The organism is Candidatus Sericytochromatia bacterium, assembly GCA_035285325.1.
In the GTDB taxonomy this organism is placed as follows: domain Bacteria; phylum Cyanobacteriota; class Sericytochromatia; order S15B-MN24; family JAQBPE01; genus JAYKJB01.
Window position 1 is genome coordinate 1 of record JAYKJB010000105.1, and the last position, 22,112, is coordinate 22,112.

18 protein-coding genes are annotated in these 22,112 nt (G+C 68.2%); 4 read left to right on the forward strand and 14 right to left on the reverse strand.

What is annotated here, in order from left to right:
• The 5 genes from VKP62_13315 to VKP62_13335 all read right to left on the reverse strand — a co-directional run.
• Positions 1–3,023: CusA/CzcA family heavy metal efflux RND transporter (locus VKP62_13315; GenBank protein ID MEB3198173.1), on the reverse strand; the 3,023-nt coding region annotated here is incomplete at its 3' end.
• Positions 3,024–3,027: 4 nt separating this feature from the next.
• Positions 3,028–4,200 (reverse strand): efflux RND transporter periplasmic adaptor subunit, encoded by a 1,173-nt coding sequence (locus tag VKP62_13320; protein ID MEB3198174.1) that lies wholly within the window; start codon positions 4,198–4,200, stop codon positions 3,028–3,030.
• Between the two features lie 31 nt (positions 4,201–4,231).
• The gene (locus VKP62_13325) at positions 4,232–5,497 is read right to left on the reverse strand and encodes a TolC family protein (GenBank protein MEB3198175.1); all 1,266 of its coding nucleotides are present in this window, start codon (positions 5,495–5,497) and stop codon (positions 4,232–4,234) included.
• Between the two features lie 29 nt (positions 5,498–5,526).
• The gene (locus tag VKP62_13330) at positions 5,527–5,931 is read right to left on the reverse strand and encodes a hypothetical protein (GenBank protein MEB3198176.1); all 405 of its coding nucleotides are present in this window, start codon (positions 5,929–5,931) and stop codon (positions 5,527–5,529) included.
• Positions 5,932–5,941: 10 nt separating this feature from the next.
• Complete coding sequence (locus VKP62_13335) at positions 5,942–6,442, reverse strand: TlpA disulfide reductase family protein (GenBank protein ID MEB3198177.1); 501 nt, start codon at positions 6,440–6,442, stop codon at positions 5,942–5,944.
• 263 nt (positions 6,443–6,705) lie between these two features.
• Between VKP62_13335 and treS the strand changes: the two genes are divergently transcribed.
• Positions 6,706–8,355, forward strand: a complete 1,650-nt coding sequence (gene treS, locus VKP62_13340; GenBank protein ID MEB3198178.1) for a maltose alpha-D-glucosyltransferase — start codon at positions 6,706–6,708, stop codon at positions 8,353–8,355.
• Positions 8,356–8,377: 22 nt separating this feature from the next.
• Here the strand turns inward: treS and VKP62_13345 are convergent, their stop codons facing one another.
• From VKP62_13345 to VKP62_13365, 5 genes are all read right to left on the reverse strand, one after another.
• Complete coding sequence (locus tag VKP62_13345; GenBank protein MEB3198179.1) at positions 8,378–9,424, reverse strand: alpha/beta fold hydrolase; 1,047 nt, start codon at positions 9,422–9,424, stop codon at positions 8,378–8,380.
• Between the two features lie 123 nt (positions 9,425–9,547).
• Positions 9,548–10,291 (reverse strand): glucosaminidase domain-containing protein, encoded by a 744-nt coding sequence (locus VKP62_13350; protein MEB3198180.1) that lies wholly within the window; start codon positions 10,289–10,291, stop codon positions 9,548–9,550.
• Between the two features lie 143 nt (positions 10,292–10,434).
• Positions 10,435–11,151 carry an N-acetylmuramoyl-L-alanine amidase gene (locus VKP62_13355; GenBank protein MEB3198181.1) on the reverse strand — a complete coding sequence of 239 codons (717 nt, stop codon included), beginning with the start codon at positions 11,149–11,151 and terminating at the stop codon, positions 10,435–10,437.
• 148 nt (positions 11,152–11,299) lie between these two features.
• Entirely contained in the window at positions 11,300–12,220 is a 921-nt protein-coding gene (locus VKP62_13360; protein ID MEB3198182.1) for an ROK family protein, read from the reverse strand.
• A 34-nt stretch (positions 12,221–12,254) separates the two neighbouring features.
• Positions 12,255–14,759: a hypothetical protein gene (locus tag VKP62_13365; protein MEB3198183.1), complete on the reverse strand. Its 2,505-nt coding sequence runs from the start codon at positions 14,757–14,759 to the stop codon at positions 12,255–12,257.
• 220 nt (positions 14,760–14,979) lie between these two features.
• Between VKP62_13365 and VKP62_13370 the strand changes: the two genes are divergently transcribed.
• Positions 14,980–15,957 carry an AAA family ATPase gene (locus VKP62_13370; protein MEB3198184.1) on the forward strand — a complete coding sequence of 326 codons (978 nt, stop codon included), beginning with the start codon at positions 14,980–14,982 and terminating at the stop codon, positions 15,955–15,957.
• A 4-nt stretch (positions 15,958–15,961) separates the two neighbouring features.
• Positions 15,962–16,921 (forward strand): DUF58 domain-containing protein, encoded by a 960-nt coding sequence (locus VKP62_13375; GenBank protein ID MEB3198185.1) that lies wholly within the window; start codon positions 15,962–15,964, stop codon positions 16,919–16,921.
• Between the two features lie 61 nt (positions 16,922–16,982).
• Here VKP62_13375 and VKP62_13380 read toward each other — a convergent pair whose 3' ends face one another.
• Positions 16,983–17,561: a hypothetical protein gene (locus VKP62_13380; protein ID MEB3198186.1), complete on the reverse strand. Its 579-nt coding sequence runs from the start codon at positions 17,559–17,561 to the stop codon at positions 16,983–16,985.
• 238 nt (positions 17,562–17,799) lie between these two features.
• Here VKP62_13380 and VKP62_13385 point away from each other — a divergent pair, with 238 nt between their 5' ends.
• The gene (locus VKP62_13385; GenBank protein ID MEB3198187.1) at positions 17,800–18,201 is read left to right on the forward strand and encodes a hypothetical protein; all 402 of its coding nucleotides are present in this window, start codon (positions 17,800–17,802) and stop codon (positions 18,199–18,201) included.
• Positions 18,202–18,223: 22 nt separating this feature from the next.
• Here VKP62_13385 and VKP62_13390 read toward each other — a convergent pair whose 3' ends face one another.
• The 3 genes from VKP62_13390 to VKP62_13400 form a co-directional block, all read right to left on the reverse strand.
• Complete coding sequence (locus VKP62_13390) at positions 18,224–19,447, reverse strand: DegT/DnrJ/EryC1/StrS aminotransferase family protein (protein ID MEB3198188.1); 1,224 nt, start codon at positions 19,445–19,447, stop codon at positions 18,224–18,226.
• Between the two features lie 91 nt (positions 19,448–19,538).
• Positions 19,539–21,107 carry a family 10 glycosylhydrolase gene (locus VKP62_13395; GenBank protein MEB3198189.1) on the reverse strand — a complete coding sequence of 523 codons (1,569 nt, stop codon included), beginning with the start codon at positions 21,105–21,107 and terminating at the stop codon, positions 19,539–19,541.
• Positions 21,108–21,241: 134 nt separating this feature from the next.
• A complete protein-coding gene (locus VKP62_13400; GenBank protein ID MEB3198190.1) occupies positions 21,242–21,976 on the reverse strand; it encodes a TrmH family RNA methyltransferase in 735 nt (244 codons plus the stop codon).
• Positions 21,977–22,112 lie beyond the last annotated feature (136 nt).

The following is a 22,112-nucleotide window of genomic DNA, read 5'->3' on the forward strand; positions in this document are numbered from 1 at the left end:
GGCAGCAAGTAGAGCGTCAGCGCGGTGGAGCTGAACAGCCCGCCGATCACCACCCAGGCCAGCGGGCGCTGGATTTCCGCGCCGATGCCGCTGCTCAGGGCCAGCGGCACGAGTCCCAGGCTGGCCACCAGGGCCGTCATCAGGACGGGCCGCAAGCGCATCCCGGCGCCCTCCACGATCGCCACCTGCAGGTCCAGCCCCTGGCTGCGCAGCTTGTCGATCGTGCTGATCATGATCACGCCGTTCTGCACGGCCACGCCGAACAGGGCGATGAAGCCGACGCTGGCGCTGACGGACAGGTGCTGGCCACTGACCGCCAGCGCGGCGATCCCGCCGATCAAGGCGAAAGGCACGTTCAGCAGCACCACGCCGGCCCGCAGGAGCGAACCGAAGGTCAGAAACAGCAGCAGGTAAATCAGGCCGAGCACGATCGGCACCACGATCATGAGCGTGCCCATGGCCCGCTGCTGGTTCTCGAACTGGCCGCCCCAGCTGAGGATGTAGCCCGACGGCAGCGGGACCTCACGGGCGATCGCCCGCTTGGCATCGGCCACGAACGAGCCGATATCGCGGCCATTCACGTTACACTCCACCACCACGCGGCGCTGACCATTTTCCCGGCTGATCACGGCCGGGCCCTGCGACAGCGAGATATCTGCCACGTGCCCGAGCGGCACCCGGCCACCGCCCGTGAGCGGCACCGGGATGGCTGCGAGCGCCTCCACGTCGCTGCGCAGCGCAGCAGGCAAGCGCACGGCCACCCCGATGCGACGCTGGCCCTCCAGCAACTCCGTCGCGACGTGCCCGCCGATGGCCGCCTCCACCACCGTGCCGAGGTCCTCGCTGGTCAGGCCGTAATGGGCCATGCGGGCCCGGTCGTAGCTGATTTGCAGCTGGGCCAGGCCACTCAGCTGTTCGGTCTTCACGTCGCTGGCGCCGGCCACGCGTTGCAGGGCAGCCTGGATCGCCGTGCCCTTCGCTTGCAGGACCTCCAGGTCCTCACCGAAGAGCTTGACGGCCACCTGGCTTTTGACCCCGCTGACCAGCTCGTCGACGCGCACCGCGATGGGCTCCCCAAAGCTGAGCCCGATGCCGGGGATGTGTCGTGTGACGGCCTCCATCCGCTCCACCAGGGCGGCCTTGGTGCGGGCGCTGACCCACTGCAGATGGGGTTTGAGCTGGATGAAGATGTCGCTCATGGCCACGTCCATCGGGTCACTGGCCACCTCGGCCCGTCCGGTGCGGGTCGTGACCGAGAGCACTTCCGGCAGTTGCTTGAGGGCCCGTTCGACCGCGTTGGCCTGGGCGTTGGCCTTGGCCAGCGAGACGCTGGGCAGGCGCGAGGCCGTGATCACGCTGCTGCCCTCGTCCATGCTGGGCAGGAATTCGGTGCCCAGGCCCGGCACCATGGCCAGCGACACCAGCAGGCCCCCCAGGGCGAGGCCCGCGACGGCCTTGCCCTGGCCCAGGGCCCCCTTCAGGGAGCGCGCATAGGCGGCCTGCAGGCCGTGCAGGAGCGGATTCTCGTGCGCGGCCGTGTCACGCCGCAGCAGCAGCGACGCCAGCACCGGCACCAGCGTCAGGGCCAGCACCAGCGAGCCGAACAGGGCAAAGCCGATCGTGAAGGCCATGGGCGCGAACATCTTGCCTTCCAGGCCGCCCAGCGTGAAAAGGGGCAGGAACACGGCGATGATGATGGCAATCGCGAAGACGATCGGGCGTCCCACCTCGGTGGCCGATTCCGCTACCACCGCCAGCACCGGCTGGCTGCCGCGCTTGTCGTGCAGGTGGCGGTAAATGTTCTCGACCATCACGATGCTGGCGTCCACCATCATGCCCAGCCCGATCGCCAGGCCGCCCAGGCTCATGAGATTGCCGGGCAGGTTGAACGCCTGCATCATCAGGAAGGCAAACAGCATGGCAAGCGGGATGGTGACCGCGACCATCAGGCTGCTTGGCACGTGCCAGAGGAAGAACAGCAAGACCCCGACCACCAGCACGCCGCCCTCCACCAAGGCGCGTTCGACCGTGCCGACCGCGTTTTCGACCAGCTCGCTCTGGTCGTAGAAGGGCTTGATGCGCATGCCCGGGGGCAGGGCCGGCGCGACCTCGGCCAGCTTGTCCTTGACCCGCTGGATCACCTCGCGGCCGTTCTCGCCGCGCAACTTCATCACGATGCCGGCCACCGTCTCCGCGCCGTCGCGGGTCGCCGCGCCCTGGCGCGGGGCTGCGCCGATGCCCACCTGGGCCACGTCGCGCAGGTAGACCGGCCGCCCGGCCCGCACGGCCACCAGGGTCTGGGGCAGCTCCTCGGCCTGCGTGATGGTGCCCAGACCGCGCACCAGGAACTGCTCGTCGCCCCGTTCGAAATAATTGCCCGGCGCATTGCGGTTGCTACGCGCCAGCGCGTCGATCACGTCCTGGATGGTCAGGCCATAGGCCGCCAGGCGATCCGGCCGGATCTCGACGTGGTGTTGCTTGAGCAGACCGCCCAGCGTGTTGACCTCGGTCACCCCCGGCACCGTGCGGAGTTGCGGGCGAATCAGCCACTCCTGTACGGTCCGTCGGGTCATCAGGTCGTAGGGACCTTCCAGCGTGTACTGGAAGATCTCCCCCATGCCCGAGGCGATCGGTCCGAGCGTGGCCTTGGCGTTGTCGGGAAGGGCGCTCTGCGCCACCGTCAGGCGTTCCGCCACCTGTTGCCGGGCGAAGTAGATGTCGGCCCGGTCCTCGAACACCACCGTGATCACGGCCAGGCCGAACTTGGAGATCGAGCGCACCTGGGTGACGCGCGGGACGCCGTTCAGCTCGAGTTCGAGCGGAAAGGTGACCAGGCGCTCCACGTCCGGCGGCGCCATGCCGGGCACTTCCGCCAGCACCTGAACCTGCACGTTGGTGACGTCCGGAAAGGCGTCGATCGGAAGCTTGAGGAAGGACCACACGCCGGCGGCAATCAGGGCCAGGGTGGTGATCAGGACGGCCGCTCGCTGCGCCAGGGCGAGGTGAATCAGTTTTTCAATCACGGCGTCACTCTCCGCCGAACGAAGCCTTGCGGGCCTCGGACTGCAGGTCGAAGGCGCCCTGGCTGACCACGCGCTGACCGAGCGTGAGGCCTGTGGTGATGCCCACCCACTGGCCGTTGCGCGCACCGGGCGTGACCGTCACCTCGCGGAAGCGGTCCTCGCCTTCAGCCACAAACACGAAGCTGCGCTCTCCCTCCTGCAACAAGGCCATCGTTGACACGGCCAGACTGCGCACGCGGCCGGTGTCGATGCGCACGCGCGCCGACATGCCCGGCCGCAGCAGCCCTTCGCGATTGGGCACATCGATCAGGGCCTTGCCCGTGTGACTGTTCACATCCAGCAGCGGGGCGACGCGCACCACCCGCGCTGCGATCTCGCTGCCCCCCAGCGCATCGACGGCGATCCGGGCGGCTTGGCCGGCCCGGACGAGGCGCCAGTTGCGCTCCGGAATGTCCGTTTCGACTCGCACCGTGCGCATGTCGGCCAGCGCGAAGAGCGGTTCGGCATCCTCCGGAGCGACCCGATCGCCCCGGGTCGCGTGACGCTGCGTGATCAGCCCGCTGACCGGGGCGCGCAGCCGATGCAGCGGGTCGACGTGTCCCCGACGCGCCAAGCCGTCCATCTGGGCCTGGTCGAAACCGAGCAGGCGCAGCTCCTCCGCAGCCTGCGAGAGGGCAATCTGGCTGGCGTCGCGCTCCTGCACGGCCGTTTCCAGCTCGCGACGGGAGGCCAGCGTGTCCGCGAACAGGCGCTGCTGGCGCTCCCATTCGCGCCGGGCCAGCCGGGCTTCGCCGAGGGCCTTCAGGTAGCTGGCCTGCGCCCGGCCCAGTTCCGCGCTGCGGATGATCGCCAGGGTCTGCCCCTGCGTGACGGCGTCACCCACGCCGACCCGCACCTCCGCCAGCTGGCCCGTGAGCGGGGCGTGGACCACGGCTTCCGATTCAGGGCGGGTCACCACGTCGCCCAAGGCATTGACCTCCAGGGAAAAGTCGCGCCGGGACACGGGCGTGAGCTGGAGTGCCAGGTGCTGGCGCACCGCCTCGCTCAGCTGGAGCGTGCCGCCGGCGGAGTCTTGGGGGGCTTCGCTCGGTTCCGCGGGCGGCGCCTCTCCCCGGCAGGCGACGAGGGCCAGCGCCAGGGCTGTCAGGGCGAGCAGACGATGAGGGTGGACAGGCACAGAGACGGTCTCCTGGTGGCAGGGCTTGCGTTCAACGCCCGCAGGCTTCTTCCAGGCGCAGCCTGGCAAGGTGGTAGCTGAGCAGGGCCGTTCGATGGGCCGTCTCGGCCTCGAGTCGTTCCTGGCGGGCCGTCAGCAACTCGACCGCCGTGCCGGCCCCGGCCTTCAGTCGTGCTTCGGCTTTCTCGACGGCGTGCAGCGCGAGGGCCAGCGCACCGTCTGAAATTTCACGCACGCGGGCCGCGGCCAGGCGCGTTTCCAGCCAGGCGTCGGTTACCTCCGCGGCGATCGCCGCTTCCGCCGCCGTTCGCTCGGCGTCCTGCCGTGCGGCCTCGGCGGCGTGGGCCGCCACTTCGGCCCGGTAGTCGTTCCAGAGTGGCACGGGCAGGGCAAAGGCGCCGTAAAGCAGCGGCGCCAGCAAGGGGCCCGCCGTGCCGCCCTGCAGGTCGAGCTCGCCTTCACCGAAGCGCAGCGACTCGGCCAGACGCATGCCGCGTCGTTCCCGCCGGGCGGCCAGTTCGGCGGCGCGGGGTTCGACCCGTCGGGACAGGGCTTCCTGAATCCAGCGTTTGAGCTCACCGGGCGGCGCGGGCACGGCCGGATCCATGCCCGGCAGCGTCACGGGCGCATCGACCGGGCGGCCGAGCAGCAGGTTCAGCTGCGCCCGGGCGCGCTCACCGCTGGCCTGCGCCTGGTTCAGCTTTTGCCGGGCCATGGCCAGTTCGAATTCGGTGTGAATCAGCTCGTGGGCGGCCAGCGCGCCGGCCGCGACGCGGCGCTGCCCGCGGGCCAGTTCGCCCTGCAGGAAGCCCACCAGTCGGCTGTGGTCCTGCACGCCCGCTTCGGCCAGCCAGAGCGAGACGTGGCTGCGGCGCGCCTGGAAGCCGACCTGCCGTCGCGTGGCCGCCAGCCGGAGCTCCAGCGTCAGCGCCTCGTCCTCGGCGGCTTCCCGCCGCTGCTGGGCCAGCTGACGGAAGTCGAGCGGTTGGCGCAGGCCGAAGGTGAGCATGTGGTTGCCGAGGTCAGGGGAACTCTGAAACTGGGACACCAGCGCAGGGTTGCTCCAGGCTCCGGCCGCCTGCGCGCGGGCGCGTGCCGCTTCGCTGGCCTTTTCCAGCGCTCGCAGCGTCGGGCTGGTGGCGATCGCCAGCCGAGCCGCCTCCTCGGCCGAAAGGGCCTGGAGGGGAGCCGCCTGAACGGGCGGGACGCACAGCCCGACGAGCAGCCCCGCCGTCCACAGCAGGGTGGCCACGGCGCGCACCCGCAAGCGGGGCGAGGATTCAGGGGGCTCGTTCATCGGGGGCTTCTCACGCGGATGGCTGAGGCTCAACCGCGACGCCCCATGTCGTGCAGCGGTTGGCGCAGGCGGAGCGTGGCGGTCATGTGAGCGGGGGAGAAATTCAAAAAGCCGTGCACCAGGTAGATCTCCTCAGGCCCGCAGTTCCAGAGCAGCTTGAGTTCCGTGTCGCCCTTGCGATGGTCGATTGTCCGCGCCACCGCCACCAGGCCTGTTGGTGCGCGGCCCACAAAAATATCCAGCGGCTCGCCATCCTCGCCGGGCACCCCGTTCACGTAGCCGTAGTCGATCGGGTAGATGATTTCGGGGTGGTGCGGGTGGCATTCGCCACAAGGGCGCTCGATCGTGATGCCGGCGGCCTGCACCGTAGCCTCAAGCGTCTCCCACGCCACCTCGGGTGGCGCGGGAAAGTGCCAGGACAGGCCGCCGCTCACCGGGGTCGCCTTACAGCAGCGCCTTGAGGTCGGCCTCGAAGACCTCCATCGCGGTGGAGCCCACGTACTTCTTCACGATCTGCCCCTGACGGTCGACCAGGAAGGTCGTCGGGATGCTGCGGATGTTGCCGTAGGCGGCCTCGACGGTGGGATCGCTCATCAGCATGGTGTAGTTGATGCCCTGTTCCTTGGCGAAATTGTTCACGACCTCGGCCCCGCCCTTGTCGACCGAGATGCCGATCACCTCCAGGCCCTTGGCCTGGTACTTCTTCTGCAGCGCGATGAAGCCCGGAATCTCCTCCCGGCAAGGCGGGCACCAGGTGGCCCAGAAGTCGATCAGGCGCACCTTGCCCTTCATCTCGCTGAGCGAGAAGGACTTGTCGCTGTTGCTGTGCTTGAGCGTGAACTCCGGCGCCGGCTTGATCGGCTTGAGCTTGCTGGCGGCATCAGCCGGCGACGCGACACCCAGTGACATGATCAGGCCCACGGCCAAGGCGGTGCGACGAAACATCGGGAAGTCCTCTCTGGGGCGCGCCGGCAGTGCGGCGGGTGATGCGGGGACGATCGGGCGACTGTTCGTCGGGGAGCAGCACGCCCGGGCCCCCACATTATGGCGCATGCCCTGCCCGCTGGGGAGGGGCCCTCGCCTGTCGGCTGCGGCCCGGGGGCAGGATCGGCTACGTTTGGGGCATGGCCCCCATCGCGGCCGGCCGTTTCGGCCCGTTTGGCCTCAGCAGGCCGCCGTGCCCAGGGGCGTGGGGAGGAAGACGCGTGGTGTTACAAGCTCCGGCCTGGTATCACGAGGCGGTCTTTTACGAGCTGGCGCCGCGCACCTTCTGCGATGGCAATGGCGATGGCATCGGCGATTTCAAAGGCCTGACCCAACGCCTGCCCTACCTGGCCGAACTGGGGGTGAGCTGCCTCTGGCTGCTGCCGATGTATCCCTCACCGCTGCGCGACGATGGCTACGACATCAGCGACTACCGCGCGATTCACCCCGACCTTGGCAGCCTGGCCGAGTTCCAGGTCTTCCTGCGCGACGCCCACGCCCTGGGGTTGCGCGTGATTGCCGACCTGGTGCTGAACCATACCTCGGACCAGCACCCCTGGTTTCAGGCCGCGCGCGAGGGGCCTGGCCATCCCTACCATGACTGGTACGTCTGGAGCGATGACCCTGGCCGCTACGCGGAGGCGCGCATCATCTTCACCGACACCGAGCGCAGCAACTGGGCCTGGGACGACCAAGCCCGCCGCTACTACTGGCATCGCTTTTTCAGTTCGCAGCCGGACCTCAATTACGACCATCCGCCGGTGCAATCCGAGATGCTCGCGACCCTGGAACACTGGCTGGAACTCGGCCTGGATGGCTTTCGCGTGGACGCGGTGCCCTATCTGTTCGAGCGCGAGAACACCTCCTGTGAAAACCTGCCGGAGACCCACGCGTTCCTGCGTCGGTTGCGCGCCCGGCTGGCCGAACGTTTTCCCGAGGCCTTGCTGCTCGGTGAGGCGAACCAGTGGCCGGAGGACGTGTTGCCCTATTTCGGCACGCCGGAAGCGCCGGAGTTGCCGATGAACTTTCACTTTCCGCTCATGCCGAGGCTGTTTCTGGCCCTCGCCCAGCAACGCCGCGACCCGATCGCACAGGTGCTGACGCGCACGCCCCCCTTGCCGCCCGGCTGTCAGTGGGCCACCTTCCTGCGCAACCACGACGAGCTCACGCTCGAAATGGTCGATGAAGTCGAGCGGGCGGCCATGTGGGCCGCCTATGCCCCGGAGCCGCGCATGCGCTGCAACGTGGGCATCCGGCGGCGGCTCTGGCCCTTGCTGGAGGGCGATCGCCGTCGGGTGGAGCTGCTGCACGCCCTGCTCCTGAGCTTGCCCGGCGCGCCCGTGCTCTATTACGGCGATGAGATCGGCATGGGCGATGACATCCACCGGCCGGACCGCCACGGCGTGCGCCTGCCGATGGCCTGGGACGATGGGCGCAATTTCGGCTTCTCGGCGGCGCCGCCGAGTCAGCTGCGGGTCGCGATGCCCGGCGATCCGGGCCCGTATCACCCGCTGGTGGCCAACGTGGCCGCGGCCCGGGCCAATCCGTCGTCCTTCTGGCACTGGCTGCGCGAGCGCCTGCGGCTGCGGGCCGAGCACGTCACCTTGCGCCGCGGCGAATTCGTGCTGCTGGCGCCGGAAAACCCCGCCATCCTGGCTTTTCTGCGCACCATGGCGCATGAAGCGGTGCTGGTGGTCGCCAACATGTCGCCGGTCGCACAGGCCACGGCGCTCGAGCTTTCTGCTCACACGGGCTGGCGGGTCGTGCCCCTGCCCGGCGCTCGCCCCTTCCCACCTTTCGGCGATGAACCCTATCCGCTCACGCTGGGGCCGTACGGCCATCTGTGGTTGCAGCTGTTGCCACCGTCGCGATGAGGCGGCGGAGAGAAACCGGCCCTCAACCCTGTGGCGCAGGCGGCTGCTGGCTGAACTGTCCGCCGTCGAGGAAGCGCAGGCTCACCTGATTGAGGGTTTCGATCGCGCGCGCGTTCGGGTTGGTCAGCGGATGCAGCATGGGGTGGGGCACGGTGTCGGAGGCTGGGAATTCGAAAAATCCGTTGCGGGCCGCTCCCCCCGTGCGCACGTACGCCTCGCCGATCAGGCGCGGTGAGGCGGCGCGGTCGTTGGCCGTGGTGATGAACTGGATCGGCACGCGGGTGTTGGGCAAGGCCTGCATGACGGCATCGCCGTAGCGGGCGATCGCATAGATCGCGCCGACCGGGTGCTCCCAGTGGCCCGCCCCCGAATGCGTCGGCGTGGGCCCCCAGCTGTGCGTCAGGCGGTTGAGAAAGCGGCTGCCCTGGCCGAAGGTGAGCTGGTCCAGGCCCCACATCAGATGGTGGCCGAAGCGCGCCTTCGGATCGGCGCTGCCCAGATAGGGGGCCATGACCACGGCGCCTTTCAGTTCCGGGTAGCGGGCCGCCATGTCCAGCGCCACGTTGCCGCCGCCGGACAGCCCCACCACCTGGATCGGCCCTCCGAGGCCGCGCACCTGTTCCATCAGCTCGTCGGCAAATTGCCGGTAGCCCATGAACTCGTGGGACCGCAGCAACTGGCTCGCATCAGCGCTGCCGTCGGGTTTCTGGAAGCCGTGACCAGGCAGGCGCGGGATGTAGACGTCGAAGCCCTGCGCCAGCAGCTGGGGGGCGAGCAGCTCATACTGGTAGGTGCCGGCCGACCAGCCGTGCAGCAGCACCACCGTGCCCTTGCCGGTGGGCTGGGGCTGCAGCAGCAGCTGGCTGCGCGACCCATTTTGCAAGGGCAGGGTCGCCTCAGCCGCCAGCAGGGCCTGCAAGCGCAGGATCGCGGTGGCGCGCCCCGGCGAGAGCTGGTCCTGCGGAAACGACGCCACCGGCGAGCCGCCGACGGGTGCGAGGGCCGCGCGGGCGGCGATCGCACCCGTCGGGGCGGTGAGGGGGGGCCGCAGAGCGGTCAAAGGATGCAAGGCGCGCGTCTCCGTCCGAAAGGCCAGGGAGGGCAGACCCCTCCCCCTTCCGTGTCGCGCCAGCCGGTTCCGGGGGAGTTTCGGATGAGAAAAGACAGGTTAAGCTTTCAATATAAAACGGGCTTACATCCCCAGCGCGCTCTTCATGATCGCGATCAGCTTGCTGGCGTAGCCTGGATCCGTCGCGTAGACCCCTTGCAACGCCTTGGCGTAGCGCACGGGGTTGTCCTTCACGGCCAGGGCTCGCTGGTAGCGGCCGTTGTGAAGCGTGCGGGCGTAGGCCTCAAAAGCCTCGTGAAAGCTGCCGTAACGCGCAAACGGTTCACGGGTGCGCACCCAGCGACCGCGCAGGTGTTCACGGGTGGAGACCATGACGCTGCCCTGGGAGCCACGCCCCTTGATGCCAAACACGTTGTAGGTGCCGATCGCGGCCTTGCCCCAGTTCGATTCGAGCGCGGCCTGCGCCAGGATCACCTTGGCAGGCAAGCCGTACTTGGCCTCGATCGCCAGGGCGGCCGGCACCATCTGCCGCAGGAACGGGCTACGGGGGTTCAGCTTCTCCGCTTCGATGTCGCGCGCGAGCCGGTCGACGTCCTGGCGCGCCGCGTGGCGGGGGCGTTCCGTTTGCAGCAGCAGGCGGTCTTCGCTCAGGGGGCGCTTGGCCGTGCCGGGTTTTGCGGGAGGCGTCGGCTGAGCCGGATCAGGCGCCGGGCGCCGCGCCTCCGCCGGCAGGGTGAGCGTGTCGCCCGCGTGGATGCGGTGCGGATCCGTCAGGCGGTTGAGCCGCATCAGGCGCCGGATCGAGGTGTCGTAGGTGGCGGCGATCGCCGAGAGCGTCTCGCCGCGTTGCACGATGTGTCTGGTCACGAACAAAACCTCCCCAGGCGCCGGGAACACGAGCGCTCCCGCTAACGGGCTTATCCGGCCCGGTCGAGGTTTTTATTCTTAGCAAACGGTTAATATTAATTGAAAAACTGGATATCGAATTGGCGAAATCCGCCTGGTGTCCGCTATTGACGGGCCTGGGTCGCCGGTGACACCTGGCGCACCACCTGGGTGCCCTGGGCCAGCAGGCCGGCGACCCCCCGCTTGTAGCGCGCCCAGTCAAAGTTGTCGGCCGGATCCTTCTTGATGCCAGGGTAGTTGGTCACGTGACGGTGGCCCACGATGCGCTCCAGGGGAATCCCGTAACGCTGCACGAGGTCAGTCGTCAGCACGCTCAGGGTGCGGTACTGGGCGTCGCTGAAGGGGTCGCTGCCGGTCTGGGCGTTGACGAGCTCGATCCCGAGCGAGAAGTCATTGACCTTCTCGCGCCCCTCGAACTTGCTCGGCCCCGCGTGCCAGGCGCGTCGCTCGTCCGGCACGCACTGGATCAGCTCCCCGGCCTTGCCGATGATGTAGTGCGCGCTCACGAAAGAACGGGGATGCTGGAACCAGTTCACGATCGTGCGGGCCTGCGTGACGCCGGGGGTTTCCGTGTCGTGCAGGATGATCGTGTCGATCACCGCGCCGGCCGGGCGATCGTCCTGGTGCGGCGAGGCCATGACGGTCAGGGGCAGTGATACCCTCGGGCCAATCGGTGCGAGTGCGGGCACTTCGGGGAGGCTCGCGCCTTGCGGCACGCTGCTGGTGACGACGCTGGCACTCAGGGCCAGAAAGAAGATGGGGGCGATCATGGCGGGGCGCACTCCTCGGCGCAGCAACTGAAAATACGGCAATCGGGCCATGGTGAGACACTCCCGAGGATTTCCTACCCAGGGCGGCCGATGATCTTGGATTCTGGCAGCGCGCGGGTTCCGCGTCGGTGTCGGATGTCTCGGAGCGAGGCGGGCGGACCAAGCGGGTATCGCGTGCCATGAGCGAAGGGGCGCCCCGTCAGCCGCAGGCGGGGGCCGGCTGGCGGCGGGCGGCGATCGCCAGCGCGCCCAGAACACCGGCCCGATCGCCCAGTTCGGGCGGCACCAGGCGGCTTTCCAGTTCGAACGGCAGCGTCTCCGGGCGCAGGTAGCCCCCCAGCCAGTGCGCCGTCCGGGTGCGCGCGCGGGTCAGCAGCGCCGGATGCTGGCCGACCCCGCCGCCGATGATCAGGCGCTGCGGACTCACTGTCAGGAACAGGTTGGCGGCCAGCTGGCCGAGGTAATCGCCCAGGATTTCCCAGAGCGGGTGGTCGGCCGGCAGATCGTCCAGACGCCCCACGCCGCGCGCCTGGAGGGCACTGCCGCTGGCCAGGCCCTCCAGACAGTCCCCGTGGAACGGGCAGCTGCCCGAAAATTCTGTATCCAGCGGGTGGCGCCGCACGGGAATGTGGCCCAGTTCCGGGTGGGAGAGCCCCCGCAGAGGCGTCTGGGCCACCAGCACGCCCCCGCCGATGCCGGTGCCGACCGTGACGTAAACGAACAGGTCCTGCCCGCGCCCGGCGCCCCACAGGCCCTCGGCCAGACCGGCGGCATTGACGTCGGTGTCGAGCCCGACCGGGCAGCCCAGCGCGTCCTGCAGCGTGGTCGCCAGCGGATATCCCCCCCAACCCGGCTTGGGCGTCGCGCCCAGGCAGCCCCAGCGGGGCGAGGCGGGGTCCAGCTCGATCGGTCCGAAGGTCCCGATGCCCAGCGCCTGCAGGGGGCCCTGCGTGGCGACGACCGCCTGGAAGAAGCCCAGCACCTCTGCCAGCGTCTCAGCCGGCCCACGCGTGTCGAGGCGCACCCGCTGAAGGATCTCACCAGACGCCGAGCCGACGGCACAAACAAATTTTGTACCGCCGGCCTCAATGGCACCGAAACAAGCAGGGGTCGTCGTCACGCGATCATTGTAGGAGACGCGCCGCAGCCCGTCATCACCGGAGCACGGTGGTGCTGCCCCCTGAAATGGTGGTGGTCGTCGTGGTGGTGGTGCCGTTGCTGGTCGTGGTGGTTCTGGAGACCGTACCGGTGGGGCTCTCCTGACAGAACACCTGGCCAAATTCCTTGCGGTCGATCCGGTTGTCCTTGTTCAGGTCGTACTTGATGAACATCTCCCTGTTCCACTCGAAGACCGCCACCTCGTCCGGTCCCAGCAAGCCATCCGAGCCGGCCGCTCGCTTGAAGCGCTCATCGCAGGTGAGAGAGAGGCTGGTCGGCACGGGGCTCGGCTTGATGCTGGGGGCCGGGGTCGGCCTGGCCGTGGGGGCAGGGGTGGGCGTGGGCCGGATGGCATCACCTTCCTCACACGAGCCGATGCCGTATTCCTTGCGGTCCACGAAGCCGTCCCCGTTCAGGTCCATGGCCTTCAGCTGCGCCTCCGGGTTGGGGCGTCCGATCGTGGTCATGCGCCCATCCGCGGTGGTGATTGGTTCGAAGCCCTCGAACAGTTCCGTCACCGAGAGACGTCCATCGGCGTCGCGGTCCAGCTTCTTGAAGCGGTCGTCGCAGGGATTGCCGGGCAGCGTCACCTCCCCGCAGAATTCCGCGAGGCTGACCTTCATGTCCTGGTTGCGGTCCAGCGCCTGGAAGCGCGTCTTGACCTTGCTGTAGATTGCCTCCCGCTCCTGGCCTTGGGCGCGTTCGTGACCGGCGGCCAGCAACATCTCCTGGAAGCTGAGCGCGCCGTCGCCGTCCGCGTCCTGTTTCCGGTACACGTCCGGGCAGGGCGGCGCCGGGTCCGGGGCCAGGCCCGGCTCGCAGTATTCCTTCGGCGATAGCCTGCCGTCGTTATCCGCGTCCCACTTGGTGAAGTTCAGTTTGGTCTGCTCGTAGATCCGTTCCTTCTCATCGGCATTGATGGCGGCACGTGTTGCCCCCTGCAAGAGTTCCTCGAAACTCAGGCCCCCGTTCTGGTCTTGATCCAGCTGTTTGAAACGGCCGGCGCAATCCTCCGGCAGGGGTTCCGGGTTTGGTTCGTCGGCGGGACGGCAGAATTCCTTGAGGTCTACGAACCCGTCGCCGTTCAGGTCCAGGCCTTCCAGCTTCGATTTCGGGTTGGGGCGTCCCAGCATGGGTCGGCCGTCTGGCCCCAGTTGGGGCGTGAAGTCGTCGAACAGTTCCTCCACCGACAGGCGACCGTCTCGATCGCGGTCCAGCGTCTTGAACTTTTCCTCGCACGTCAGCGGGGCCGGCGGCTTGATCGGCATCTCCTCGCAGACTTCTTCCGGCGTGATGCGACCGTCGCCGTTCTTGTCACGGGCGATGAACTCGCGCTTCACCCTCGCTTCGAGGCCTTCCGGCGTGCCCGGGCGCTGGTCCCCGACGGGCGGTAGCGCCGTCGTGACCGCTGGCGCGTCTTGCTCCACCATCTGTTGCACCTGGACCGGAGCGCCTGCCAGGCGACGCGTGGGGGCGTTCTGCGGGGGCACGTCGGTCACGGCGCCGGGTTTTTCCTGAGGTTCGCCGGGGGGGCCTGCCTGAGGTTCCCGCGTCTGGCTCCTGGCGAATTTCAGCATTTCCTCGTAGGTGACCGCGCCGTCCCCATCCAGGTCGCGTTGCTTGAAGCTTTCGAGGCACGTCATGGGGCGTTCGGCGGGCTTGGCCTGGCGCAAATCTTCCGCTTCGACCTTGCGACTGAGGTCTTCGAGCGACTTGTCATCCCGTTTGGCGTTTTTCAAGGCTGCCTTGGCATCCTCCAGGTCGCGCTTGATTTCGGGGTCGTCCTTGAGCTTCGCGGCGCGGGCCTGAATGGCCCTGGCATCGGTCAGGTCGGGCCGACCCTCCTTGCGGAGCTGCGCCTTCACCTTTTCCTTGATGCGCTTGAAGCTGGCCAGATCGACCTTGCCGAACAGCCGGCCCGCGCTGCCATCCTCGAGCAGGGCGGCGGTGGTGAGGGTGGTGGCCGAGTCGATCTCGGCACCGCCCTGGCCGGCCTGGGCCAGGCTCTTCATGTAGGCTACCTTGCCGTCGCGCTTGATGGCCGCCATCACGACGAGGGTGTAGCCATCCGGCACGCGCGGAAAGGTGAAGTTGCCGCGGGCGTCCGTCACGGTCGCGGGGATGCCTGGCAGTGGCGTCCCGGCCGCATCCGTCAGCATCACGGTGGTGTTGGCCAGCGGCGCCTCCTCGCCGGCCTCGGCTTGAAGCAACTGGCGGGTGCCCCGCAGGGAGGCCCCGTCCATGCCGACCAGCGTGGCTGCGTCCAGGCCAATCAGGTTCTGGCTGGTGCTGAACGGGTCGCCGCCCACGCCCGCGTAGCCCGCGGGCGCGCGGACCACGCCGCTGAGGTTGCTGATCAGGCCCGCGTCCTGGTTGCTGATCAACCCGCCGCCTTGCGGGGGAGTGCCTCCCTGGTTCAGCTGCAGGGGCGACAGGGTGAACTGACAAGCGGCCAGTGAAACGCTCAGGGCGAGCAGACCCAGAATCCGGTAACGACGCATCAAAAAACCTCCGCTTGCATTCACGTGTCTCATGTCACACCTTCCCCACGATCGGAGGCGGGCGTGCCGGCCTTGAATGAAATCCCTGTTAAATCTTCATTGCTGACGGCCAGGTGAGTGCCGGGCGATCGCCGTGGGCGCGGCGGTTGGGATGTTACAATGGCGGCGCTCGACCTGTATTGGAGGACACCCTGTGGGGCCAACCCCAGCTGACTCGCCGATGGCGGAAGCCGCCGAACGGATCCGGGTGGCGGCCGATCGGATCAATGACGTGCTGGCCGAGGTGCGGCAGGTGATTGTCGGGCAAAACGCCCTGCTCGATCGCCTGATGATCGCCTTGCTGGCGGACGGCCACATCCTGCTCGAGGGCGTCCCGGGATTGGCCAAGACGCTCTCGATCAACACCCTGGCCGAGGTGCTGCAGGCTCGTTTCAGCCGCGTGCAGTTCACGCCCGACTTGCTCCCCGCCGACCTGATCGGCACCAGCATCTACGACGCGCGCCACGCCAGTTTCACGACGCGGCGGGGACCGATTTTCGCCAACCTCGTGCTGGCCGACGAGATCAACCGCGCCCCGGCCAAGGTCCAGAGCGCCCTGCTGGAAGCCATGCAGGAACGTCAGGTCACGATTGCCGGCGAGTCGCTGCCGTTGCCGCATCCGTTTCTGGTGCTGGCGACGCAGAACCCGATTGAGCAGGAGGGCACCTATCCGCTTCCCGAAGCCCAGCTCGACCGCTTCATGCTCAAGGTGCGCGTGGGATACCCCACCAAGTCGGAAGAACTGGACATCATCGACCGCATGACCGGGGGCCAGCGGCCCTCGGTCCGCAAGTTGACTTCACTGGAGCTGATTGGCGAGGCGCGTCGCCTGGTGGCGGACATCCACGTGGCGGACAAGATCAAGCAGTACATCGTGGAGCTGGTGTTCGCCTCCCGCCAACCGGCCGACCACGGGCTGGCCGAACTGGCGCCGCTGATCGCCTTCGGGGCAGGTCCGCGGGCCAGTATTTTCCTCACGCTGGCGGCCAAGGCGCACGCCTTCCTGAAGCGGCGCGCTTACGTGCTGCCGGAAGATGTCAAGGCGATCGCCCCGGATGTCTTGCGGCATCGCCTGCTGCTGTCTTATGAGGCGGAGGCCGATGACGTGACGGTCGACGAGGTCGTGCGCACCTTGCTGGCTGGCATCAAGGTGCCTTGAACCGGTGTGGTCGTGGATCACAGGCTGGCTTGACGGGCTGGCGCGGCCTGGCCTCGAGGAGGCCCCCGACGATCCGACGGAGGCGCTCACGCGACGCGTGCGTCGCCTGGAACTGCGCGCCGCCCGGCTGGTCCAGGAGCACCTCGGCGGTGCCTACGAGAGCGTCTTCAAGGGGCAGGGCATCGAATTCGACGAGGTGCGGGAGTACCAGGCCGGCGACGATCCGCGGCGAATCGATTGGAACGTCACGGCCCGCATGGACCGCCCTTATGTGAAAACGTTTGCGGAGGAGCGGGAGCTCACCATCCTGCTGGTGGTCGACGTCTCCGCCAGCGCCGAATTCGGCTCCGGGGCGCAGCGCAAGCGAGAACTGGCTGCCGAACTGGTGGCGACGATCGCGGGGAGCGCCCTGCGCAATCAGGATCCGGTGGGCCTGTGCCTGTTTTCCGACCGCGTGGCGCTCTACCTGCCGCCGCACAAGGGCCGTGGCCACATCCACCGCCTGATCCGTCAGGTGCTGGAGGTTCATCCGGAGGGGCCAGGGACTCGCTATGATGTCGTGGTCCCCGTGCTGATGCGGCTGCCGCGTCGCTGCGTGGTGTTCTTCATCTCGGATTTCCTGTCCGATGGCTATGAGCGTCCCTTGCGCCTGCTGGCCACCCGCCATGACCTGGTCCCGGTGAGTGTCCTGGACCCGCGCGAGCGGCAGCTGCCGGAGGTGGGCCTGGTGCGCTTGCGGGATCCCGAGACGGGTCAGGTGGCGGTGGTCGACACCTCCGACCCGGCTGCGCGCGAGGCGTACCAGGTCACGGTGGCCGCCCATCTCGCGGCCAGTGTGGCCTTCTTCCAGCGACTCGGCTGCGACCACCTGGCGCTGGTGACGGACCAGGGGTGCCTGAAGCCCTTGTTGCGGTTTTTTCGCGCCCGTCAGGGGCGGCGCAGCCGGCGACGAGCCTGCTCCTGAACCAGGCGTATCGCGACGTTCCAGGTGGGCCGGGCCCGCTTCGCTACCCTGACCGCCGCGATCAGCGGCGGCCGAACACGCCCTGGAGCGTGCGCGCCAGTTGCTCGACGTTCTGGCCGATGCTCTGGATCGAGTAACCCACCTGGTTCGCCACCTGGTTGACCTGGGTTGCCACCTGCTGGCCCTGGGGCTGGGCTGGCCAGGCGCCCCAGCGGGCATCGTAAGGGGCGCTGGAGGGGGGCAGAGAATACGGGCTTGGCGCCGGCGGGGTGCTGACGGCGGTGGGCGGCGCGAAGGGCGGGGTGCGCCAGCTGGGCCAGCTGGATGGGGCCGGCGCAGGGCTCGGCGTGCTGGCGTTTGCCAGCGCGGCTTGCAATTCTGCGATGCGCTGGTGCAAGGCCACCAGCGTGCTGGCAAGGGCATCCTGGGAATGGGGGCCCTGAGCAGCAGTTGGCGTCATCGGAGGCTGGACGTTACCGGGGGGCGGAGCGAAAGAGGGAGGGGCGCCTGGCGGCCAGGCCATGCCAGGGGGCGCGACCAAGGGCGGGGTGGCCGCGGGCGGCCAGGCGACGCCGGCGGGACGGGCCACCGACGCGCTGGTGACGTGATACTGCATCAAGCGAGACTGTCCTGCATTCATGAATCTTGCTCCCGACACCCTCTCGACTCACCCGGCAGCCCGGCTGCCACCACAACGCTCTTGTCGCGGCATGAACCCTGGATTCGATAAGGAATGGATGAAAGAATCCTTAAATCAAGGTCAAAATTCTGAAGGGGATTTAATTTCGCTTAATCTCCGGCGTGATGCGTTCGAGATAAACTGGGGAGGGTGCATTCGCTCGACGGGGGCGTGACCGGATGCAGGCAGGGAGTGAGGCGTGTCGCTGGCGGCGGAGCAACCACTGATCGACCCGGGAGAAATCCAGGCCTGGCCGCCCGAGCCGGTGGCTCAGGTGCTGGCTTCTTGCGGTCGCGATTACGCCTACCTGCTCGAGCGTCTGGCGCGCCACCTGATGCGAGCGGAGCCTGACTTCAGGGCCTCCCGCCAGGCCTGCCTGGCGGCCTATCTGCACCCGCACAACGTGCTGGCCCCGCTCGACAGCGAGCGCTTCGAGTACCTGCAGGGCATGCTGGAGGCGCCGGATACGCTCGATATGGCGCTGTTCGAAACCTGGGTGCCGCTGGTGGTGCTCAAGGCCACCACGCTGGCCACCGAAACCTACGTCCACAACCACCTCGACCAGGTGGTCGCGGCCGTGCCCCGCTTGCTGCACGGCTGAGCAGGTTGACTGGTCGCGGCCCTCAGGGCAGGCTGGCCGCGCTCATGACTTTCTCGATGGCGTCGCACATGTCCTGGATGTCGGCTTCTCTCAGGGTGGGGTGAACCAGGAACATCAGGGAGGTTTCGCCCAATTCCCGGGCCACCGGCAGGCGTTCCGCGGGGCGCCATTCGGGCGGGAAGGCCTTTTCGAGGTAGATCTCGCTGCAGCTTCCGGACAGACACGGAATGCCTTCGGCTGCGATGGCGGCCATGATGCGGTCGCGATTCCAGTCGGGTTTCAGGCGCTCTGGCCTGACGAAGGCATAGAACTTGTAGTAGGCGTGATAGACCTCGGCCGGGGGGGCTGGCACACGCAGGGCGGCAAACTGGTCGCAACAGGCCCTCAGGCGGTCTGCGTGGGCGCGTCGCACGGTGATCATCTCGGGCAAGCGGCGCAGGGCCAGGCGGCCGAGCGCCGATTGCATTTCCGTCATGCGCATGTTGGTGCCGAACGATTCGTGCACCCAGCGAAAGCCCGGCGGGTGCTGGCGCTTGAACATGGCCTCGTGGCTCTTGCCGTGGTCCTTGAAACTCCAGGCCCGGTTCCACAGGGCCTCGTCCTGGAGCGTGAGCATGCCCCCTTCCCCCCCGGTGGTGAAGATCTTGTCCTGACAGAACGAGAAGGCCCCCAGATCCCCCAGCGAGCCGACCGGTCGGCCGTGGTAGTAAGCGCCCTGCGCCTGGGCACAATCTTCGATCACATGAATGCCGCGCGCCCGGCACAATTCCAGCAACGGCGCCATGTCGACGGGCCAACCCGCCAGATGCACCGCGATCACGGCCCGCGTGCGTGGGGTGATCAGGGGGGCGACGGTCGCGGCCGTGAGGTTCTGGCTGTCGCGATCAACATCGGCGAGCACGGGACGGGCGCCCCGGACGACCACCGAGCTGGCGGACGCGATGAAGGTCCGCGTGGTGGTGATGACCTCATCCCCTGGGCCGATATCGAGCGCGTACAGGGCCAGTTCCAGGGCCGTGGTGCCATTCGACATGGCAATCGCATGCGGCACCTGAAAGGCCTCTGCGAACTCGGCTTCGAACTGCCGTCCTTCTTCCCCGGTCCAGTAGTTGACCTTGCCGGACGCCAGCACCGCCGAGACGGCGGCCACGTCTTCCGGGCCGAAGTAAGGCCAAGGCGGCAGCGGCGTCGTGCGTATGGGCGCACCGCCGTCTATCGCCAGGGAGGTCACAGGAATGGTGGTCATGGCTCGGTCATGGTAGCACCCCCTTCAAGAGGGGGCAAATGGCCCAGGAGGGCTTTTCCCCGCCCTTCCAAGCTGCCCGGCGGGGCCCGGGTCAGTTGATGCCGACCGACACCGGCGGGCCTGCCACCCCGGCGCGATCCACCGCGGCCACGGAGAGTGCGTCGACGTTTGGCGGCACGCTCGTGAAGCGACGGTAGCCCGGCAGAATCTCCGTTCGCCAGACCTCGCCTTCCCGCCGCGCCACGATCCAGTGGGAGACGGCCTCATCATCCGCCGCGCGCCAGCTCACCAGGCGTCCACCGCTGCGGGTCTGGCTGCCCAGTCTCAGCTCGGGCGGCGCCGGCGGGGCGCCGTTCGCGTCCAGCCAGGGCGAGGCGGGCACCAGCGCGGGGCGCGGATAGGTTTCAGCTTTCAACTGCGACGCCAGGCCGCCACGGCCCGACAGCAGCGGACGCAAGGAGTAGTGTGCGTGACCGCTCACCCCCGGCGTGGTGCGACTCAGGTCGATCTGACGTCGAATCTGGTCGGCTTTCCAGGCGCTGGGACTGCCATCCGCCACCTTGCTGGTGTACATCCCGGCCCACATGTGGCGACCCTTCAGGTTCTGCTCGCTCCACCAGGCCAGCAGCTTGGGAAAGCTCTGGGCCGCTTGCTCGATCGGCCAGTACAGCTGGGGCAGCATGTAGTCGAGCCAGCCGGCGTGGAGCCATTTGCGCGCATCGGCGTAGAGCTTTTCGGTGGGGTCCATGCCCTTGATGCCCGGTGGGTAACCGGGTTTCCAGATGCCGAAGGGGCTGATGCCCACCTTGACGTGTGGCTTTTCCTCGCGAACCTCGCGATACAGGCGCGCCACGAAGCGATCGACGTTGTCGCGACGCCAGTCGTCTCGACTCAAGGTGCCGCCGCTCTTGAGGTATTGCTGCCAGCTCGGCTCATCCGGAAACGGCTGGTCCTTGCCGTCCTTGCCCTGCACCGGATAGGGATAGAAATAGTCGTCGATGTGAACGCCGTCCAGGTCGTAGCGTTTCACCACGTCGCGGATCACGCGCATGGCGTGGTCCTGCACCCCCGCCTCACCCGGGTCGAGCCATTGGTAAGCCCCGTAGCGGCGGACCCACTGGGGCTGGGTGCGCGTGATGTGGTTGGCGGCGGTGGGCGGGGCCGAGCCGTCCGGATTGAGCAGGCGTGCCCGGAAGGGGTTGAACCAGGCATGCAGTTCCAGTCCGCGCAGGTGGGCCTGCTCGACGGCATAAGCCAGAGGGTCGAAACCGTCGTCCGGGGCTTGTCCCTGGCTGCCGGTCAGGAATTCGCTCCAGGGCTCCAGGCGCGATTGATACAGCGCATCGGCCGCCGGTCGCACCTGCATGATCACCGCATTCAGTTTCAGGGCCTGGGCCTGGTCCAGCATGGCCTGTAGCTCGGCCTTCATGTCGGCCGTGCGCATCCCGGGACGGCTCGGCCAATCGATGTTCTTGACCGTCGCCATCCAGCTGCCGCGAAACTCGCGTTCCGGTACGCCGGGGGTGGACCGCGCCAGCACGCGCGCCGGCGTCACGCCGACCGGGCGTTCGCCAGGGGGCGTCGGGGGCGCCGTGAGGGGCGCCCGAAGGTGGCCAAGAGAGACGGGGGGGAGGGAGTCGCGCAGCATCAGGGCCTGCATGGTTGGGGGGTCCAACGGGTTATCGGGGGGCAGGCGCGTGCGTGTTCTTAAGTTAAGGTGTTTTTTACATTATGATTTGGTTAATGCGGGGGCGTGGGACCACCCGGGCCCGCTGGCGTCGCGGGGCGTTGCGTCTAGGGCCCGGGTGCTCGGTGCTTCAACGCCTGAAGCCAGGCCTGGAGCATGGCGGCCTCATCCGCCGAGAGGGTCGCCCGCGACAGCACGCGGCGCAGGGTGTGCAACTTGCCCTCTCGTTCGCGGGCCTTGACCAGGCCTCGCTGCGCGAGCCAGTCCAGCAGCTGCGGTGCGAGGTCCGGGAGGCCGGTTTCGAGGGCGAGCCGGGTGAGGCGGACCTCGCCCGGCTGGCTGGCCTGGCGCCAGGCGTGGCCCAGCACCGCCGCGGCCTGAGCCAGGTTGAGGCAGGTCCCGGGCTCTCCGTCGATGCTGACCAGCTGGTCGCAGCGCAGCAATTCGGCGTTGCTCAGGCCCCGTTTCTCGGGGCCGAAGACCAGGGCCACCTCGCTGACCTCGGCGTGGTCGGCCGCGATGCAGGCTGCCTGCTCGGGCGTGATGACCTGGCGCGCGACGCCGTCCTGGGGGCGTGCCGTGGTGCCGACCACCAGCCCGCAGCCCGCCACGGCGGCGTCGAGATCCGGCGATCGCCGGGCCCGCTCCAGAATGGCGTCATGGCCTGCCGCCAGGGTGCGGGCGCGCGGATCGCAGGGGTCCAGTTCCCCGGTCACCACCAGCTGGCCCAGGCCGAAATGGCCCATGGCCCGGGCGACCGCACCCACATTTTCGGGAAGTGAGGGCGTCACCAGCACCACGCGGGTGTTCATCCTCAAACGCTGGGTTTTCTGCGGCTGCATCTCATCAACGGTTTCTTGTGGCCAGCGTTTACACGCCTGAAGCAGGGGTATCAATCGAACAGTCGGCCAGCCCAACCCATGCGTGCAGAATGGGTGACCCCGTCGGGGCCATGTCGCCCCGGTGTGACTCGGAAGG

Coding starts and splice junctions, on each gene's coding strand:
- VKP62_13400 (MEB3198190.1), bottom strand. CDS start 21,976: ATGCAGCCGCAGAAAACCCAGCGTTTGAGGATGAACACCCGCGTGGTG.
- VKP62_13395 (MEB3198189.1), bottom strand. CDS start 21,107: ATGCAGGCCCTGATGCTGCGCGACTCCCTCCCCCCCGTCTCTCTTGGC.
- VKP62_13390 (MEB3198188.1), bottom strand. CDS start 19,447: ATGACCACCATTCCTGTGACCTCCCTGGCGATAGACGGCGGTGCGCCC.
- VKP62_13325 (MEB3198175.1), bottom strand. CDS start 5,497: ATGAACGAGCCCCCTGAATCCTCGCCCCGCTTGCGGGTGCGCGCCGTG.
- VKP62_13335 (MEB3198177.1), bottom strand. CDS start 6,442: ATGTTTCGTCGCACCGCCTTGGCCGTGGGCCTGATCATGTCACTGGGT.
- VKP62_13355 (MEB3198181.1), bottom strand. CDS start 11,151: ATGGCCCGATTGCCGTATTTTCAGTTGCTGCGCCGAGGAGTGCGCCCC.
- VKP62_13365 (MEB3198183.1), bottom strand. CDS start 14,759: ATGCGTCGTTACCGGATTCTGGGTCTGCTCGCCCTGAGCGTTTCACTG.
- VKP62_13380 (MEB3198186.1), bottom strand. CDS start 17,561: ATGAATGCAGGACAGTCTCGCTTGATGCAGTATCACGTCACCAGCGCG.
- VKP62_13370 (MEB3198184.1), top strand. CDS start 14,980: ATGGCGGAAGCCGCCGAACGGATCCGGGTGGCGGCCGATCGGATCAAT.